The organism is Paenibacillus sp. LRG-1 (assembly GCF_057220305.1).
Window position 1 is genome coordinate 4,247,442 of record NZ_CM170126.1, and the last position, 18,240, is coordinate 4,265,681.

The following is an 18,240-nucleotide window of genomic DNA, read 5'->3' on the forward strand; positions in this document are numbered from 1 at the left end:
TTATTTAGCCTCTAGTTGCATCTGTACTGGAACGTATACTGTCCAGAACCGACCGTAAACGTCATTTCATGATCTCCGCTCCTTTGGAAAATCGCCTGTTTCCCTGTAGAACCTAATTTCCCAGCCAGCTCCTGTGGAACATCACCAGGCGGATACTGAATCGACGGATATTGCATAACAATGATTTGCTGTAGTGCATCCGGCTCCATAACGCCCGGAAGTGTAATCTCAGCCGTCGTATTATGTGGTACGTGAACCGTCATCTTCATTTCTTTATTCACGATTTCCCATTGGACTTCAAGCGTGCCATATGGCGTCTCCAGCTTGCCATGGGCCGAAGTAAGATTGGCAGGCGGTTTAGGAGCTAAACGTGATTTTTTATAGCCCGCTTCAAGCACATCGATTCCGGCAATATTTTGGTACATAAAGTCTCCTACTGAACCGTACGAATAGTGATTGAACGAGTTCATATCGGTGCTCCAGAACGAGCCATCCACTTTGATGCTGTCCCAATGCTCCCACATGGTCGTTGCTCCCCGTTCAACCTGATAGAGCCATGAAGGATAATCATTTTGAAATAAAATGTTATAAGCGACATCCGTATAGCCATGGTCGGATAAAACCAGACATAGATAGGGGGTGCCCACAAAGCCGGTATCCAGATGCATATCATTTTTTTCGATGAGCCGTACGAGCTCCTGGATCACTTGCGTTTTATACTTTTCTGGCACCAATCCGAAGTGCAAAGCCACAACCTGTGCAGTCTGGGTATTGGAGGTCAATTTGCCCGCGTCATCGAAGTAGCGGTTCGCAAAAGCCATTTTAATCCCCTCATGTAAGTTTTTATATGTGTTGTAATCGGTATAACGATTCAGCAGTTTGGCCGTCTGTGCCAAAATATGAGTCGAATACGCAAAATAAGCAGTGGCCACTAGCGTTCCGTCCGTCGCCCCAAAATAGCTTCCTTCCTCGCTATCCAGCGCAAGCCAGTCTCCCAGCTGCAAACCGGTATCCCAAAGACATTCTTCGTCCCCTTGGGCGCGAATATAATCCACCCATGCTTTCATACTGTCATACTGCTGCACTAAGATTTGCTTATCCCCATAGCATTGATATAGGGTCCACGGACATATAACCGCCGCGTCTCCCCATGCTGCCGTCGTTTTGTCCATATTATCGGCAAAGGTTCCTTTGAGGACATCCGGCACTACAAAAGGCACTGCCCCATTTTCCAGCTGGTTGTAAGCCAAATCCCTAAGCCACTTTCGGAAGAAGGAAGCCGCATTCATATTGAAGCTGGCAGTTCTAGCAAAAATCTGTGCATCGCCGGTCCAGCCTAATCGCTCATCACGCTGCGGACAATCGGTTGGCACATCCAGGAAGTTCCCCTTTTGCCCCCACACAATATTGTGTTGAAGTTGATTCAGCTTTGGATCAGATGTCTCAAACACCCCGATCGTCTCCATGTCCGAATGCAGAACAACACCCGTAAAATCTTCAATCGTAACGCCATCAGGAAAGCCCTCAAGCTTCACATATTGAAAGCCTTGAAAAGTGAAATGCGGCCTAAATATCTCCGTCCCCTTCCCGCTACAAATGTACGTAATCTGCTGCGCTGCATCCCGAATATTATCTCTGTAAAAGTTCCCTTGCTGATCCAGCACTTCACCATGAACCAGATTCAGAACCGTACCTTCGGGGGCTTCCACTTTAAATTCCAGCCAACCTACCATATTTTGACCCAAGTTAAGCACCAGCTCACCTTTAGGAGTTCGAATGAGTTCAACAGGCTTCAATCGGTTCATCACACGGACAGGTTCGTTCTCCTGAGCAATCAGATGACTTAACGGGAACGAGACGACCTGCATCATTTTCCGTTCGGTTAAGGAGCTATGTTCGGCTACCTGCTGCTCAAGTCGGGCATCATAGATTTCGCCGTTATAAATATCCGACATTAAAATGGCACAGCTTGTTTCCTCCCAGGAAGAATCAGAGCAAATGACTTCAGAACGGCCATCTTCATAACTAATCTTCATTTGAAATAACAATGCATTCGTGTTCCCGTAGGTGTCCTTGCGCTTTTGCCAGCCCAAATAACCGCTGTACCAGCCTTCTCCCACCGTGGCTGTGATTCGATTATGTTGTTCTCGAATGGTAGAAGTCACGTCATATGCTTGCACCTGGACACGATCGTTATAATCCGTCCATCCCGGGGTAAAGTAGGCATCGCCCACCCTTTGTCCATTGAACTCCAGTTCATACAGCCCAAGACTTGTAGCATAAATGACTGCTTTTTTCACTTTTCCCTCAACCGAAAAATATTTGGAAGCGGCAAAAGGAGCTCTTGTCTGAAACTGTTCATGGATGCTCCGCTCCTTCACTGTGATCCATTGTGCTTTCCAGTCCTGCTCATGGAGCAGCCCCATCTCCCAAAAGCCGGACTCACTCCATTCCGATTCTTCCGGTTCTGTGTCACCTGCTCCCTGAGCCCATACTTTTACTCGATAATAATATCTTTGTCCTGATTCCAGCGGGGGGCCTTCATAGGGAAACAAAATGGATTGATCCGAATAGGTAAAATGATTCCAAATCAGCGGTTCAAAAGTGGGATGAACGGATACTTGCAATTGGAAACGTTTTTGAGAAACATACATTTTTTCAGATTCGATCTGCCAACTTAACCGCGGTTTTAGACAACCCAATCCAATCGGATTATTTAAATGCTCGCATCTAAGCGCTTTCACTTTTAGCATTCTTATGTCCTCCCTGAGGTCTTCTTTTGTATTTCTATATTCAAATTAAAACGCTTCCATTGATTGTGCGCAATGTTGTATCCCTGCATGTTATATGCTTGATTTACAGGTGTTGAAATTCCACCCCTTATATTGAATCTTAAAATGGATTTATTAGAAAAATATGTGCGTTTGCAGAGCAGCTACACTTAAAAAAGCCCGAATCCGTTAGAGAAGGATTCAGGCTTGATTCTTGCTAGAAGGTCTATCTATTCTTTTTCAGTTGGCTTATGCTCGTCCGGCTATCGCTTGTTCCGGCGTGGAAGCTGGATACAAGTGACAGGCTACCTGTCGCCCTGGTGCAGCTTCGGCAAAGATGGGCTGTACTTTGCTGCATATCTCCATGGCTGCCGGGCAGCGATTATGAAACGCACAACCACTTGGCGGATTTTCTGGACTGGGCACATCCCCTTTAAGTACAATCCGATCACGCTCCGCTTCCGGATCAGCTACAGGTACCGCAGACATTAGCGCCTTTGTATACGGATGCAGCGGCTCTCTGAACACTTCTTGGGTCGGTGCGAGTTCGACCAGCTTGCCCAGGTACATCACACCCACGCGGTCGCTGATAAATTTGACGACCGACAGATCATGGGAAATGAACATATACGTCAGGTCATATTGTTTTTGCAGGTCCTTCATCAGATTGAGCACTTGCGCCTGAATCGACACATCGAGGGCCGAGACTGGCTCGTCACACACGATAAATTTGGGATGAAGCGCCAGTGCCCGTGCGATCCCGATCCGCTGGCGTTGACCACCCGAGAACTCATGCGGATAACGATGTGCATGATAAGGAGACAATCCGACCACTTCGAGCAGCTCTTCCACCCGCTCTTTGAGCTGCGTTTTGCTTAGCTTTTCATGCGTGATGAGCGGTTCTTCCAGCACCTGCTGTACCGTCCATCTGGGATCAAGCGAAGCAAACGGATCTTGAAACACCATCTGCATATCCGTTCTGAATTTGCGCAGCTGCTCTGTGTTTAGCTTACGTATATCCGTGCCGTTAAACAGAATCTCTCCATCCGTCGGTTCGATCAATCTGAGAATTGCCCGTCCAGTTGTGGATTTGCCGCAGCCGGATTCTCCCACGATTGCCAGGGTTTCACCCTGCTGTACAGTCAGGTTAATACCATCCACCGCTTTGACTGCTCCCACTTGTTTGGAAAAAAGTCCTTTTTTGATCGGGTAGTGTTTTTTCAAATTACGTATTTCAAGCAGTGTACTCATGATATCCCTCCTGCTGTAGCAAGCAGCGGCTTTTGTGTCCGGGTTCCACTTCTGTAAGCTCCGGGGCCTCTGCACGGCAAATTTCCTTGGCATACTGACAACGTGGTGCAAAGCGGCAGCCTTGTGGCATATCAAGTGGGTTGGGAACCTGGCCCGGAATGGAAGCCAGACGCTCCTGATCACTGTTTAATTGTGGCAGTGAGGCTAGCAAACTTTGTGTATACGGATGCTTGGGATCTTTAAAAAGCGTTTTTACATCGGTTTCTTCTACCACTTGTCCGGCGTACATAATCACGACCCGATCGCACATTTCAGCAACGACACCAAGGTCATGGGTAATCATCAGAATGGAAGTTCCTTCGGACTTCTGCAGCTCACGCATCAAGTCAAGAATCTGTGCTTGAATGGTTACATCTAGTGCCGTTGTCGGTTCATCGGCGATCAGCAGCTTCGGATTGCACACCATCGCCATCGCAATCATCACCCGTTGGCGCATCCCGCCCGAGAGTTCATGCGGATAAGAAGCGGCTACTTTTTCTGGACGTGGAATTCCCACTTTCGTCAGCATGTCCACAGCCATGTCTTTCGCTTTGTGTTTGCTTACACCGTGGTGGTATCGGGCAGACTCCGCAATTTGCTTGCCGATTTTGAACACAGGATTTAGCGAAGTCATCGGCTCCTGAAAAATCATGGCCATCTCGTTGCCACGAATCGAGCGCATTTTCCGCTCCGAAAAATCCAGCATGTTTTCACCGTTAAACCGTACTTCACCAGCGGCTACTTTCCCAAGTCCCTTGGGGAGGAGCTGCATAATGGAAAGGGAGGTAATGCTCTTGCCGCACCCGGATTCTCCAACGATTCCGAGTGTTTCGCCTTTGCCAACCGATAGATCGACGCCATCCACAGCCCGAATGGTGCCAGCCGCAGTCTTGAACTCCGTCCGGAGGTTGGTTACTTCAAGCAGTTGTGCCATGCCCTCTTCCTCCTCCTTGTCCATCATTGAACCTTCATGTTCTTTTTAACTTAGGGAATAAAGCTTATTCAGACTTGCCCATCGTTTGTAGATGCTTCATAGTACCGTACAATTTAGTAATATGTTGAAACTCCTTTTCCGAATGAAAAGAGCATTGCCCACGTCCATAAGCTTTGGCTGTTTCTACAGCCAATTTGGCCGCCAGCGCAATATCGCTTTCGTGGCTGGCCCCCGTTGCACTGCCTGGGACAGGAGCAGCGGCCGTGATGGCTACACCAACCACTGGAGCGGAAGTTGCCACCGCTGGCTGCAAAATGCTGTTGATGTGATACAGGTCGTTACCATAAGGTGTGATGTCCTGCGTAGTTACAGCAAACGTGACACACGGTTCGCCAGTAACGGTCTGAACAATATCGACGAGGTCTTCACTAATTCGTAGCACATAGCCTTGACGTACCGTCGGGGAAATGGCAATACCTTTATGGTTAATGACCCGATTCCCTTTGGTCGTATCAATGGATAGGATCGCTTCCATTTCGGGTGTCACTTCATATTTGTTCATCGTCAAAATATCTACGGGTGAATCCATAAATGGAACCGGATCATGGGGCTGAGTGGGTGCATCTGGACAAATATGTGTACAGAGGATCACATCTCCGTCAAGCACATCTCCTTTGGACTGCATGCTCAGAAGTTTAGCCGCCGCCGAAATTGCCGCTGCCGCACCGTCACCATCGGATACAAATCCGATCATTTCCGGTCGTGCTCCAAGTCCACCAAGTCGCCCTACTACACCCAAGGTTGGAGAATCGCCCCCCTGAATGCGACCCGTTTTACCGGCAATGACAATTTTAATAAAATCCGTAGAGCCCTTTTCACCTTTCACGGTGGAGACCGTAATCTCCGCTTGACCCAGTTGTTCCAAATAAGCTTTGACTTCTGCCCCGCTGGCAAACGGACTATCCAAAAGGTCATAGACTTCAAAAACTTGTTTCATCATACGGCAGATCCCCTTATGCTTCTTTTTGTGTTGTTTTCAGATATTTAAGCGCCGTCAAGGCGTATACTTTCGCAGATTGAATGATCTGCCATACCGGAGCTTTTTCATTAAAATTGTGAATGGTCGACAGTTCGGCAGGACCGTATTGCAATACCGGGATATTGTATTTGCGGAATGCACGTGCGTCGCTGGTTGCCCATTGCAGTACGCCATAGGCCTCTTTACCGCTGACCTCAGCGATAGATTCCACAAGCTCCTGTACAATCGGCTCGGTTGGAGGGGTCCAGTTGGCATTACCATAAAATCCGAATTGTTTGGGTTCCGCGTCAATGCCTACACTTGCAAGCAATTCTTTGGCTTTGGCCAGTACATCCCGGTGGTCTACGCCAAATGGAACACGGGAATCCACTTGCACTGTGCAACGGTCTGCAACCACATTGACTTTGGTGCCTCCCTGAATCGTACCAATGTTCACTGTTACATGATCAAACGCTTGTCCATAGCTTGGGTTCTCCCGTTCACTTGCATAACGCTTGGAAATTTCAATGATCTCTTTGACTTCTTCCGGGATGTCCGGCTTGATGTCCCACAGTTGTTGCAGCGCTTCAATCCCTTTTGCTGCCTTCAAAATAGCACTTTCACCTGCAATCGGCTGCAAACTGCCATGACCCGGTGTGCCTTCAACGGTAAATTCAAACCAGCAGCTTCCTTTTTGCCCGATGGTCGGGTTTTGCGGGCCTGAAGGCTCTGCGATCACAGCAGCTGTTCCTTCAATCAGCTTTCTTTCCAGCACCCAAGGTACTCCGAGATGTCCCCCAGTTTCCTCGTCTGGAACTACAAGCAACGACAACGCACCTTCGAGTGGTACGCCTAGTTTGGAGAACAGCGCAACGGTAAATATTAATCCGCCCAGTCCTGCTTTCATGTCCGAAGCACCGCGACCCAGGAGATAGCCATCACGTATCTCACCACAAAACGGATCAAAATCCCAACGAGTACGGTCCCCTGCCGGCACAACGTCTGTATGCCCACAGAAAATCAATTTTTTTCCGTCCGCCGTTTCAGCGCCATAATCAGAAATGAGATTCCACATATTCGGCCCGGATTCATGCACCGTTGTTTCTATACCTGCTTCTTTAAGATAGTCCATAATGAACTGACTAATTTCGCGTGAATCACCTGGAGGATTTTCCGAAGGAAACTGAATCAACCGCGAGCATAGCTCAAGCAATTCGTCCTGCCGTTTATCTATTTCATCAAGAACTAACGTTTTCCAATCTGTCATTTCCATTCAATCCCTTCACGTTTTTCATTTAGCCAACTAAATTTTTTACGATCCATCGGGATCAGCTTCATACTTCAGGTGTAAAATGATAGCCTTCGGCTGTAAAAACCGAAGGCATAAGGTAAGATCACAACTTACTCTTTATTCAATGAATAGAATCGGATAACCTCATCTGGGTAGTAAACATATCCAGTGACGTCTTTGCTCATGCCAACAACCCGATTGTATTCATACAGGTACGCCCATGGCGAATCTTGATTTATAAGCTCTTGTGCTTTGCCATACAGCTCTTTACGTTTATTTTCATCTTGCTCTTTGCCTGCTTGTTCCCAAAGCTTATCCACTTCTGCATTAGCATAATGCATATAATTCGAAGAACCGCCGCTGTACATCAGGAACCCGAGATGGTAACCAGGGTCGTTGACGAAGGAAGTCCATTTGGAAATGTATGCTGTCAGGTTGCCTTCTCGTTGCTGTTCAAGGAACTGTGCACGGGCAACATTGACAACATTCATCTTTACGCCAATCTTGGCAAGTTCAGCTTGAATCAATACAGCATCATCTGCCCAGTCCTGGAAGCCGGAACCCAGTGTCAGATCAAAATTAAACCCATTAGGATAACCCGCTTCTGTAAGCAGCTGTTTTGCTTTGTCCAAGTCGTGCTTGTAGCTGTAGCCCGCATCGGTGTAGCCAGGCGTGTTACTCGCTACAGAACTCTTCATTTGCTTTGCTTGACCGTACATGACATCGTCGATTAATTGGTCGTAAGGAATAGCATAAGCAATGGCTTGACGCACTTTTGGATCATTAAAAGGTTTGACTTTGTTATTCATGGCGAAATACAGAATCCGGTTACTTGCATTGGATTGAACCTTCAGATCAGCGTTGGTTTCCAGCTTCGAAACGTCCTTTGCAGGAATTTCAATCGCCATGTCCACATCGCCTTTATCTAGCAGAAGTACACGGTTGGAAGCTTCCTTGGTAAACTTCATCGTTACTTTGCTCAGATTTGGCGCTCCTTGCCAGTAGCTGGCATTAGCATTAAAGACAGCTTCTGTCGCAGGGTCCCATTTTTCAAGCTTGAACGGACCTGAACCTGCCGCATGTGTTTTCAAATAGTCGCCATCGCCATTTTCTTTGACAAGCACATCATCCACAATAGAGAAGTTGTACAATGACAGGATTTGCAGAAACATATGATTGGGTTGGGACAATGTAACGACAACGGTGTGCTCATCAGGCGCTGTAGCGGTTTTAATGGAGCTCATACCATACAGGAAGCTACCGGAATCGGAATTTTTAAGCCGCTCAAAGGAATACAACACAGAATTGGCGGTCAGCGGGTTGCCGCTTTGGAATTTAACGTCTTTACGCAGATGGAGCGTATAAGTCATGTTATCAGCGGACACATCCCATTTTTCAGCCAGCATGGGCTTAATTGCTTCCGTATCTGCCACTTCACCGCTATCCGTAGACTTTTTGCCGTAGGTCACAAGCTGATCATAGAGCGCAAGCACAAGGGTGTCCGATGTAAGATCACTTGCTTCAGCAGGGTCCATGGTTGACCCTCCCTCCGAGTAAGCAAGTGTAATCGTCTTTGGTGGGGATGGGGCATCTGCGCCTTTCTCTCCAGATGAAGCGGACGGGCTGTTAGCATTGCTCGCACAGCCTGCCGTCCATAGCAACGTAGACAAGACGACAATTAGAGAAAGACTTTTTTTCAACATGGCTTACGTTCTCCCCTTTAATGATCTATTTATTTTTATTTGCTAGAGCGCAGTCTAGGATCAAGAACATCCCGCAAACCGTCTCCAAGCAAATTGAAGCCCAAAATAGCTGTCGCAATTCCAAGACCTGGGAAGGTTACAATCCACCACTCACCGGAAATGATATACGCTCGCCCTTCTGAAATCATTGCACCCCATTCAGCAATCGGGGGTTTCACACCGAGCCCCAGGAAGCTGAGACTGGCTGAGGTGAGGATGGCGAAGCCCATTCCGAGCGTTGCATTCACAAGCAGTGGGGCAAGTGCATTAGGCAAGATGTGGCGAAACAGGATCGTTCCGTTCGTTACACCAATTGCCCGGCTGGCCTCAACAAACTCCTTTTCCCGGAGAGAGATGGTTTGTCCGTGAATCAGTCTGGCGAATTCGGGTATGCCTACAATGCCCACGGCGATGAGTGCACTCATCAGTCCTGGTCCCATCGCTGCAGCAATGGCCATGGCGAGTACCAGCGACGGGAAAGCCAACAGAATATCCATACAGCGCATAATAATGCTGCCCATTCGACCGCCATAGAAACCTGCGATGGCTCCAAGCGGTACGCCGATGATAAATGAGATCGACACGGCAATCATCCCGGTCCATATGCTGATTCTGGCTCCGTAAATGACACGGCTGAGAATGTCACGTCCGTAATTATCGGTCCCAAACCAATGTTCTGCACTTGGCGGCAGCAGCTTGTTCGCCGGGTCGGTTACATAAGGATCATGTGGAACGATCCATGATGAGAGGATGGCAATGAGCGTCCAGCCAACGATAAAGATAAATCCGATTAAAGCGAGTTTATTGCCAAACAGTAATCGCCAAAAGGTCTTGCGTTTCGGTATAGCGGCTGCATTGGGCTGAGGTACAGCCGCTTTTGCCACCAAATCACTTGCAGTGCTCATCCGAGTACCTCCCCCTACTTTTGTGCTTCGTTCATTATTCGTACCGGATACGTGGATCAATCAATCCGTAAACCAAGTCGACTCCAAGATTGATAAAGCTGTAAATCAGCGCACTTACGAGGGTAAATGCTTGAATCGGTGCGTAGTCAGCCGCCAAAATGGAGTCCGTCACATAGCTGCCCACTCCTGGCCAGGTAAAAATGGTTTCGGTAATAACCGCTCCACCAATCAGGTAACCGACCTGCAAACCAAGTACGGTAAGTGTTGGAATAAAGGCGTTAATGAGTGCGTGCTTATAAATAACAATTCCTTCGCGCAGACCTTTGGCTCTGGCTGTGCGAACAAAATCCTGACCGATCACTTCCAGCATGCTGGAACGCATCATCCGTGCCACAATCGCCATAGTGCCTGTACTGAGACAGACTGCTGGCAGAACCAAATGGGATAAACTGCTTTTTAAAGCTACAAAATCACCGGTCATCAAACTATCGAGTACATAAAGTCCCGTAACGTGCGTCGGCGGATTGATGTCACCGCTAATTCGACCCATGGGCGCAGGAGCGATGCCCCATTTAGCATAGAAGATATAAATGAATAACAGGCCAATCCAGAAAATGGGCATACATGCACCGATCAAGGAAAACACACGTGAAATGTGATCAACAATCGATTCTTTACGGGTTGCTGCCAGGATGCCGATTGGGATTGCCACTAGAATCGCAATAACCAAGCTTGCCAGCGCCAACTCGATGGTTGCTGGAAACCGGGTAGCAAAGTCGCTTGCCACTGACTGTCCAGTGTGATAAGCCTGACCCAGATCACCTTGGAACAATCCAACTACATAATGAAAAAATTGAATGTACTTCGGTTGATCCAGTCCCATGCTGCTTCGAATATTTTCAATCGTCTCGGGTGTAGCCTGTTCCCCCGCAAGCATCACGGCAGGATCACCCGGAAGCACTCTTGAGATCATGAATGTAATGACGACAATACCAAGCAGTGCCGGAATCATTTGTATCAATCTACGTAGTGTGTATACGGCCACAGCCTGTCCCCCCTTATCCGTAATTCCTCGTGTCTTTGTCACTTTTCTTTTCATCACTTGTTATTTTTATTCATTGTACTAAGGAACAAGAACGGTTTCCACGTCCTGAACAACTAAAAATAATGACGAATTTTGTCGTTTGCGCACTAAAGTTACTCACCATGTTATTTAAATGTCGTGTTTTATTCGAATATAGAAATCAAAATCAGCATGATGCAAAAACAAGCGGTCCCCTTTCAAAAGGAAATCGCTTGTTTTTTATATATAGATTGTAGTATTAGGCCGATCAGGAAAGGAGAAATAATCGCGAGCACTGCAAAGAACGAGGTGTTCGACTCAGCAGCTTGCTGTCCGGTCGCACCTTGAAGCGAGGGGTAGCGAAAATACGTATTGCTTTGTCTTTCTCTATAGATTTCCAGTCACGATAATACCATTTGCTCGCTTCAGGTGTGCTCTGACCCAAGCTATAAAGGAATCGATAAATATGCGCAATTCCGGCTCCTTGGCAGGCCAAGCATCCAATTCTGTTAATATCTCATGCCATATCGACTCCGGAATCGGATTATCCCAACAGGGATCAAAAGCCTCATACGTTTCCCCCGTATCAGGATCGTCAAGTGGATATTTGGACTTTAACGCAGACAACACGATATCAAAGTCATCTGCGTAGATAAAGATTATCTCCTCCAGCTTTGGTTCATCCGTATCCCCATAACGCAGCGGTTCAAAAGTATATCCAATATTGGCTCGTGGACCACTATAGCGATAGATTAGTGTCTGAATCTCTTTTTTGTCCTTCTTACTCAATCTCACCACTCCTTTCTTCGGCTACAGATCGAACCATTCCGCAGCACGCTCCTCTTCTTCCAGCACCCTGTACATTCCTTCCCTCCACTTCACCGCATCTTCGCCACCAATATGAAATAGACAATAGATATAAGGTTCACCGTCTTTTAACCCTTCAATATTCCTTGCCTCTTCCACTGAAACTTGGAGCGCCTCAGGCCAATCGGGATCATTTTGAAGCAGGACAAAGCCATCCTCATCCCTTTGCATCCGATATCCATCAATCCTAGGCAATGCTTCAGCTAAACGATCCATTAGCACTTGAATATCTTTAACATCTGCGACTTTAATTCCATACTCCCAACCCATCTGCATCCCTCCAATTTTATGAACTCCTCCTTAACTATCCCCCCCCTAAATCGGATTTCACCTTCTCATTCACCTCAGGAGTTCAGTCGTAGTCCGCATATAAGAGGTACTTTTTTGTTTAAAACCACCCACTTTTGCTGGATTTCCATGAGCCTCCCACTTTCCTTCTGCTTTCCCTGAATTTTCTTAAAACTTATTATAATAGATATCTAAACTATGTAGTTTATGAATTAGCAAATTGAGACCTTTTGACTATCATTCAAACCAGCAAACAAAATAGGCTTCTCGTGAATATAGCACGGAAGCCTATGGGTTCATCAAACAATTCTTTTATTTATTTGGTCCTCTGAGATACCAGCTCACTATTCCCTTTTCTCTTTCTTACCCCCAACATAATGATGGCCATAACAGCTACTAGAGCTGCTATAAGAGCAAGAGGAATATATTTGTCCACCCGATATAGCGTCGTTGTCAAAATAGGAGCAATAATTGCAGAAATCCCTTGGACAGTGGCCACCAGACCAGCGGCTCCCCCTTGCTGTTCTTTACTAACAGAAAGAGAAGCCCCAGCCATAAATCCAGGCATAAGCAAGCCTGTACCTATACCAAACATAAAGAACGCTAAATAGTAAACAACCATGCTGGCTGACATGAGGAATATCAGCATACCGGCAATAAGGAACAGAGAACCGAGCAAAATCATCGGCTTGGGTTGCCATTTAAGCCATTTCATCTGAACGATCTGTACAATCAACATGGCTGCACCGGAAAACATAAGTCCAAAGGAAACCACTCTTGCTGTTTCTTCGGATGAAAGGCCTAGTTGATCTTGAAAATAAAATCCGCCTATAACCTGGATGGTCACAATACTAATCATCGTAACCAAACCTGCAAACAAATACATTCGTAGACCGGGTTGAAACGGGTTAATCCGAGCTGGCTTTTGCTGAATAACGGGCTTGGCAGACGGAATTGCCAGCAAGGCCACTACAAATGCTACAGCAGCAATTACAATCCCAAAATATAGAGGCCACAGCAAGCCTATTAAAGTAAAGGCACCTGCAATAGCAGGACCAAATACTAATCCAAGTCCATTGGCTGCGCTAATGATCGCCATCCCACTGCCTCGATCTTCTCCCTCGGTCACATCTCCCATATAAGCTTGGGAGGATGACAATACCGCCGGGATAAACCCGCCGATCAAACCGCGTGTAACAATTAACAGGACTAACAGCAGCCCACCGCTGAGCCAACCTTTTAATCCTGCAAAAAGAGTAAGCGTAAACAGCAAGCAGCTTACACACATCCCTATGAATCCAAGCAGAATCACAGGCTTGCGTCCCTTTGCATCACTCAGATTTCCCCATATTGGGGCCATTAAGGCCATCGTTATGGAGCCAAGCGATATAATTAACCCAGAATGACTTTCTCTTAATCCCAACTCACGAATAAGGGGCGGCATAATTGGAGCAATGAGCATGAGCCCTAGCATAGCCACAAATACACTGAAAAAGATGCTCCCTTTTATTCTGTTCATCCTCGCACACTCCTCTGTTATAGATTCTCTCTATGCAGAAGTATACGAGTCACAGCACCACTCTACTGCCTATATACGGATTATTCTACGGTTAAACGGATTTTATTTTAAAATACCTTCTTTAAGGATGATGGCTTCACTCCGTATTCCCGGAAAAATTGCTCTGAAAATGCACTCACATTGCTATATCCTACAGCCATCGCAGCTTCAGTCACATTGCTTTCTTGGCTTCGGAGCAGCTTCATCGCATAATCAAGACGAATTTGGCGCAAATATTCAAATACAGTAGTTCCAAAGCAGGCTTTGAATCCTTTTTTTAATTTAAAATCGTTTAATCCAACCTTTTTGGATAATGTGATCAGTGAGGGTGGATCAATCATGCTGAACTCAAGTATCTCCCGAGCCATATGCAGCTTTCTAACATCTTCTTTAGACAAACCTTCGGGCATAGGTGTTAAATCAAATAATTGAATCATAAATCGATTTAAAATCTCAAGTGCTGCTGCTTCCATTAACAAAGGCGATTTATGCACACTTTTCAAGTCTTTGATCAAATGTTCAATCATCACTATACTTCTGTGATCCAGTTCAAAACTAAAGTGATGGAATGCAGCTCCCTTAAGAATTTGATTAAATTCAATAGCTACCTGCCGACGAGCCGCTAACTGTGAAGCCGCATAATTAAACAACGAAATCGGAATGCCAAGTGCAAATGATTTGTATTGTTCGTTAACCGGAGGATGAAAGCAAGCTTTAAAATCCTGTAAAAAAATAAGTGCCCCCTGTCCCATCGGGAGTGTATAATCCAACCCAGCCACATTCACATGACGTTGACCCGAAAGCGCAAATTGGAGCTCAATCATTTGTCCACTGGAAGCAAAGTTGGTCGGATACGGCTCGTGATATTGAATATGCGAATACACGATCTCAATTCCACTATAAGTTGTAACTCGGTAGATATGTCCATGGCCCGCTTCCGGTAAAATCATATACGTATGCTCGTTCTGTTGTCTGAACGGGGTCTTTTCCAAATAATGCTGATATATTAATGATAACGAATTTGAATTCACAAGCGTCCACCTCAAATGTTTTCATTCATCCTGATACTTCGAATGAGAATCGTTATCAATAATAGTAGCTGAATTTGTATGGTTTGACCAGACCTATTGGAGTAAGCTGTGGAGACATTCCGGGGCTTTTATAATAAAAAGCCCGCCGTAAGAGGCAGGCTCGGCTAATTAGCTCTAAGGCGTGTCAGCTCTTAATTCCCTTTATTAAGACTTTATCTAACTCTTTACAAGATTTGCTGAATGAGTGACCCGATTTCTCCCGCCACTTTTGGAAGCATACAGAGCCAAATCCGCTTGATGAACAATCGTTTGTTCCGTATCCTCTTGCGTAACCGTTGCCACACCAATACTCACAGTAACAGCATATTCTCCCCAATCCATCGAGGCCGTCGTGGAGCGGTATCTTTCCGCTGTAAGAATAGCTTCTTCTTGATCGTTGCCCGGAAGAATAATTACGAACTCCTCGCCGCCATACCGAGCGACAATGTCCCTATCCCGTGACATGGATTGCAGTAATTCTGCCAGATTCGTAAGCACTAGGTCGCCCACTGGATGACCATAAGTATCGTTAATACTTTTGAAACGATCAATATCAATGATCAGCAGCGAAAAAGATATTCCACTCTCACGAAAGGACGCGAGGCTAGCTAGTAATTGATCTTGGAAATACCTTCTATTTTTAAGACCGGTTAACGGGTCCGTTGATGCCATCGTTTCAAGCTGGAGATTAATCCTTTCTAGCTCCTGCTGTTTGATTTCATATTCTTCGTGCAACCGTTCAAGCTTCTGGTTCGCTTCATTCGTAGCCTGATATAATTCCTGAAGCTTGGTTTTGGTCTGCAGAATATCTCTCTCATGTTCAATTCGCTTACGCATCATAAGCACTACACAATCAATAACAGTTTCTCCGTTGCGTTCCTGGCGCACCCCGTTTAGAAGTACAGGCACATCCTGTCGATCACTTGTCCTAAACGAGAAGTACATCTCATCGACATGCCCGTACAACTGAATATAGGGATAAAAATAAGTATGAAAAAATAGCTTGTTGGTAACAGACATTGTGGATTCAATCGGCCGTCCGAGCAATTCATTACGGTCATAAAGCAGCATATCCAATAAAGTTTGATTCACCGATTGAATGAAGCCAGAATCCGAGATTGAGAAATATCCACAGGGAGCTTTATCTAATTGAATATCCATTTCATGACTGCCTTTCTCCTGATATTACACACTGGCTAAATACTCTTTAATCAGATCGCTTGTTTCTCCAGGTTGACTTAAGTGAGGATAATGCCCCTTTGCCCTCATCTGTTGAAGCCTGCTGTTTTTAAGATGAGTATGTAAATAATTCCCTACTTCAATCGGAGCAATGCTATCGTCCGAGCACTGGAGAATCAGTGTAGGAATCGAAGCATGCTGGAGATCGACACGGCAATCCGAAAAAAAAGTCACTTCCGCAAATTGTCGTGCAATATGAGGGTCTCTTGAGCAAAAGGTTTTCTCCAACTCTTCGGTTAATTCCTGTCGTTCAGGATTCTGCATAACAATGGGTGCCAGGTAACTAGCCCAGCCAATGAAGTTCATTTGCATCATATCAAGCAATTCATCGATGTCACTCTTATCGAAGCCTCCATAATAATAGGGGAGGTCATTCACATAACGAGGAGAGGGACCGAGCATGACGATGCGCTCAAAATATTGGGGATTGCGGATAGAAGCAAGCATTCCGATCATACTACTAACAGAGTGTCCGACGAATATGACATTTCTTAATTCTAGCGCTTCCATAATATCTAGCACATCTTGGGCATACCCTTGTAAGTCGCTGTATTTTTCTGAATCATAGTACTTAATTTGAGATTCTCCGGAACCTACGTAATCAAATAAGACGATTTGGTAGTTGTCGATAAAGCTAGGGACGATATAACGCCACATATCCTGATCGCATCCAAAGCCATGAGCAAATACGATCGTTTGGCTGCCTGAGCCCAGCACTTTTACATTATTACGTACGAGGATGTCAACGGTCATTATAAATCACCTCTCTGAGGTAGTATCTGTTCTATCAGCTTCTTTTCATTATTATATCGGAAAAGATTTGATTATGGATAATGAATCTCATTCAGAAATACATGTACCCAATATTCTTCTAGTTCGGAGTAACTCTGTTCATTTAACTCATTCAAATTCATATCTGTATCCTCTCCGCGGCATTTATTCATCTAAATGAAAATATTTTTTTATAGGCAAGGGCATCGCAGAGAATATTAATTCGCCTAATTGCTCTGGAGATTCCTTCATGCCGTTCTCAAGCCAGTCCTTAGTCACATTCACTCCTCCATAAGCGTTAAATCTTATAGCAAAAAGGATGTCGGGAGGCAACGAAGTCCTATTTGTTTTCTTAAGAATATAATTAGTGTGGCATTCAACCGTATAGTTAAAAATATTATTATAAAAAGACAAGTGCGTATTGTCGTCAAAAGCCTTTTTAAAATAGATGTAATCCTCTTTAATAAACTCAACAATTCTCCCGGCAACACGTCCCCAAGGCTCTTTTTCTATATATTGTTCAATAATTTTATCTGCCTTATCACTATATATCCATGAGATCAGGTCATATTTACTGGAAAAATGATAATAAAACATCTGTCTGCTAACCTGACAATTGTCAGTAATATCCGTTACGGTGATGGACTGGATTGGATGTATTTTGGCTAAGTCTATCAAAGATTCAGCAAGAAGTTCCTTAGGAGTTGTTTTTCGAATCATGTTAGCCCTCACAAAATTTTATTTTACATTTGTACACTATGAAGCATTTGTCTACATTTTTAACACTCTTAAAAATCAGTCTATTATTATTTAATTGCCTATATTTTATACTAATGATGTAAATAGAAGCTGGACAGCCATCTACCAAATGAAAAGGTAATGGTTCAAAATCTTTTTTATAAAGGAGAATAACAGCATGAATCCCAAAAAGATTAAAAATGTAACTATTAATGCTTCATTCAACAGCGAGAATGAAGTTGCTAAAAAGAACATGGATGTCATTGTAGACTTTTTTTCTTTATATTTAGGAGATACGGACAAATTTTATTCTTTGTGGGTTGAAGATAATCCGGCTGTAATTACCCCATTTACCACTGATGATGTGGCAGTTTTGCACAATTCTGTTCAAGAAGGCTGGGATGCTGTAAAAGGCTTCTTTAATCCCATTTTTAATGATATGAAAGGGAAATTCGAATGGACCATCGATGAGTTTATAGTCGGAGAAAATCCTAACACGATTGTGACAAAAACACGCAGCCATATTGATATCACAGCGAATGGACCATGGGGAGAAAATAAAAAAATAAAATACAACGGGATCTATGTCCAGATCTTTAAATTTGAAAACAATAAAATCAAATCTTTCGAAGAGTATTATGATACTGCACTGTTAAACCAACAATACTCGTAAATATTTACTATTAGAAAAAGTC

Annotated in this window: 16 protein-coding genes; 1 reads left to right on the forward strand and 15 read right to left on the reverse strand. The window is 45.0% G+C overall.

Annotation, left to right across the window (positions count from 1 at the left end):
* Window positions 1–11: 11 nt before the first annotated feature.
* The 15 genes from ACUUJN_RS18730 to ACUUJN_RS18800 form a co-directional block, all read right to left on the reverse strand.
* On the reverse strand, window positions 12–2,753 hold the full coding sequence (locus ACUUJN_RS18730; protein WP_418026489.1) for a family 78 glycoside hydrolase catalytic domain: 2,742 nt from the start codon (window positions 2,751–2,753) through the stop codon (window positions 12–14).
* Between the two features lie 267 nt (window positions 2,754–3,020).
* A complete protein-coding gene (locus tag ACUUJN_RS18735; protein ID WP_023989674.1) occupies window positions 3,021–4,022 on the reverse strand; it encodes an ABC transporter ATP-binding protein in 1,002 nt (333 codons plus the stop codon).
* The gene (locus ACUUJN_RS18740) at window positions 4,006–4,995 is read right to left on the reverse strand and encodes an ABC transporter ATP-binding protein (protein WP_075155076.1); all 990 of its coding nucleotides are present in this window, start codon (window positions 4,993–4,995) and stop codon (window positions 4,006–4,008) included. The genes ACUUJN_RS18735 and ACUUJN_RS18740 overlap by 17 nt, the downstream gene beginning before the upstream one ends.
* 64 nt (window positions 4,996–5,059) lie before the next feature.
* Window positions 5,060–5,995, reverse strand: a complete 936-nt coding sequence (locus tag ACUUJN_RS18745) for a DUF1177 domain-containing protein (protein WP_075154561.1) — start codon at window positions 5,993–5,995, stop codon at window positions 5,060–5,062.
* A 13-nt stretch (window positions 5,996–6,008) separates the two neighbouring features.
* Window positions 6,009–7,280 (reverse strand): M20 family metallopeptidase, encoded by a 1,272-nt coding sequence (locus tag ACUUJN_RS18750; RefSeq protein ID WP_023989677.1) that lies wholly within the window; start codon window positions 7,278–7,280, stop codon window positions 6,009–6,011.
* A gap of 134 nt (window positions 7,281–7,414) precedes the next feature.
* Window positions 7,415–9,007, reverse strand: coding sequence for an ABC transporter substrate-binding protein (locus ACUUJN_RS18755; RefSeq protein ID WP_023989678.1), 1,593 nt, complete (start codon window positions 9,005–9,007; stop codon window positions 7,415–7,417).
* A 35-nt stretch (window positions 9,008–9,042) separates the two neighbouring features.
* Window positions 9,043–9,951: an ABC transporter permease gene (locus tag ACUUJN_RS18760; RefSeq protein WP_028542289.1), complete on the reverse strand. Its 909-nt coding sequence runs from the start codon at window positions 9,949–9,951 to the stop codon at window positions 9,043–9,045.
* 34 nt (window positions 9,952–9,985) lie between these two features.
* Window positions 9,986–10,996: an ABC transporter permease gene (locus ACUUJN_RS18765; RefSeq protein WP_023989680.1), complete on the reverse strand. Its 1,011-nt coding sequence runs from the start codon at window positions 10,994–10,996 to the stop codon at window positions 9,986–9,988.
* A 405-nt stretch (window positions 10,997–11,401) separates the two neighbouring features.
* Window positions 11,402–11,803 (reverse strand): hypothetical protein, encoded by a 402-nt coding sequence (locus ACUUJN_RS18770; RefSeq protein WP_023989681.1) that lies wholly within the window; start codon window positions 11,801–11,803, stop codon window positions 11,402–11,404.
* Between the two features lie 21 nt (window positions 11,804–11,824).
* Window positions 11,825–12,151 carry a hypothetical protein gene (locus ACUUJN_RS18775; RefSeq protein WP_028542288.1) on the reverse strand — a complete coding sequence of 109 codons (327 nt, stop codon included), beginning with the start codon at window positions 12,149–12,151 and terminating at the stop codon, window positions 11,825–11,827.
* Between the two features lie 334 nt (window positions 12,152–12,485).
* Entirely contained in the window at window positions 12,486–13,688 is a 1,203-nt protein-coding gene (locus ACUUJN_RS18780; protein WP_484668807.1) for an MFS transporter, read from the reverse strand.
* 107 nt (window positions 13,689–13,795) lie between these two features.
* Window positions 13,796–14,758 (reverse strand): helix-turn-helix domain-containing protein, encoded by a 963-nt coding sequence (locus ACUUJN_RS18785; RefSeq protein ID WP_028542287.1) that lies wholly within the window; start codon window positions 14,756–14,758, stop codon window positions 13,796–13,798.
* Between the two features lie 216 nt (window positions 14,759–14,974).
* Window positions 14,975–15,958, reverse strand: a complete 984-nt coding sequence (locus ACUUJN_RS18790) for a sensor domain-containing diguanylate cyclase (protein ID WP_023989685.1) — start codon at window positions 15,956–15,958, stop codon at window positions 14,975–14,977.
* A gap of 24 nt (window positions 15,959–15,982) precedes the next feature.
* Window positions 15,983–16,789 carry an alpha/beta fold hydrolase gene (locus ACUUJN_RS18795; protein WP_028542285.1) on the reverse strand — a complete coding sequence of 269 codons (807 nt, stop codon included), beginning with the start codon at window positions 16,787–16,789 and terminating at the stop codon, window positions 15,983–15,985.
* A gap of 183 nt (window positions 16,790–16,972) precedes the next feature.
* Window positions 16,973–17,527, reverse strand: a complete 555-nt coding sequence (locus ACUUJN_RS18800) for a TetR/AcrR family transcriptional regulator C-terminal domain-containing protein (protein ID WP_023989688.1) — start codon at window positions 17,525–17,527, stop codon at window positions 16,973–16,975.
* A gap of 196 nt (window positions 17,528–17,723) precedes the next feature.
* On the opposite strand from ACUUJN_RS18800, the gene ACUUJN_RS18805 reads away from it, so the two are divergent.
* A complete protein-coding gene (locus tag ACUUJN_RS18805; protein WP_028542284.1) occupies window positions 17,724–18,218 on the forward strand; it encodes a nuclear transport factor 2 family protein in 495 nt (164 codons plus the stop codon).
* Window positions 18,219–18,240 lie beyond the last annotated feature (22 nt).

Coding starts and splice junctions, on each gene's coding strand:
- ACUUJN_RS18795 (WP_028542285.1), bottom strand. CDS start 16,789: ATGACCGTTGACATCCTCGTACGTAATAATGTAAAAGTGCTGGGCTCA.
- ACUUJN_RS18730 (WP_418026489.1), bottom strand. CDS start 2,753: ATGCTAAAAGTGAAAGCGCTTAGATGCGAGCATTTAAATAATCCGATT.
- ACUUJN_RS18740 (WP_075155076.1), bottom strand. CDS start 4,995: ATGGCACAACTGCTTGAAGTAACCAACCTCCGGACGGAGTTCAAGACT.
- ACUUJN_RS18780 (WP_484668807.1), bottom strand. CDS start 13,688: ATGAACAGAATAAAAGGGAGCATCTTTTTCAGTGTATTTGTGGCTATG.
- ACUUJN_RS18805 (WP_028542284.1), top strand. CDS start 17,724: ATGAATCCCAAAAAGATTAAAAATGTAACTATTAATGCTTCATTCAAC.
- ACUUJN_RS18755 (WP_023989678.1), bottom strand. CDS start 9,007: ATGTTGAAAAAAAGTCTTTCTCTAATTGTCGTCTTGTCTACGTTGCTA.
- ACUUJN_RS18775 (WP_028542288.1), bottom strand. CDS start 12,151: ATGGGTTGGGAGTATGGAATTAAAGTCGCAGATGTTAAAGATATTCAA.
- ACUUJN_RS18735 (WP_023989674.1), bottom strand. CDS start 4,022: ATGAGTACACTGCTTGAAATACGTAATTTGAAAAAACACTACCCGATC.
- ACUUJN_RS18750 (WP_023989677.1), bottom strand. CDS start 7,280: ATGACAGATTGGAAAACGTTAGTTCTTGATGAAATAGATAAACGGCAG.
- ACUUJN_RS18790 (WP_023989685.1), bottom strand. CDS start 15,958: ATGGATATTCAATTAGATAAAGCTCCCTGTGGATATTTCTCAATCTCG.
- ACUUJN_RS18760 (WP_028542289.1), bottom strand. CDS start 9,951: ATGAGCACTGCAAGTGATTTGGTGGCAAAAGCGGCTGTACCTCAGCCC.
- ACUUJN_RS18745 (WP_075154561.1), bottom strand. CDS start 5,995: ATGATGAAACAAGTTTTTGAAGTCTATGACCTTTTGGATAGTCCGTTT.
- ACUUJN_RS18800 (WP_023989688.1), bottom strand. CDS start 17,527: ATGATTCGAAAAACAACTCCTAAGGAACTTCTTGCTGAATCTTTGATA.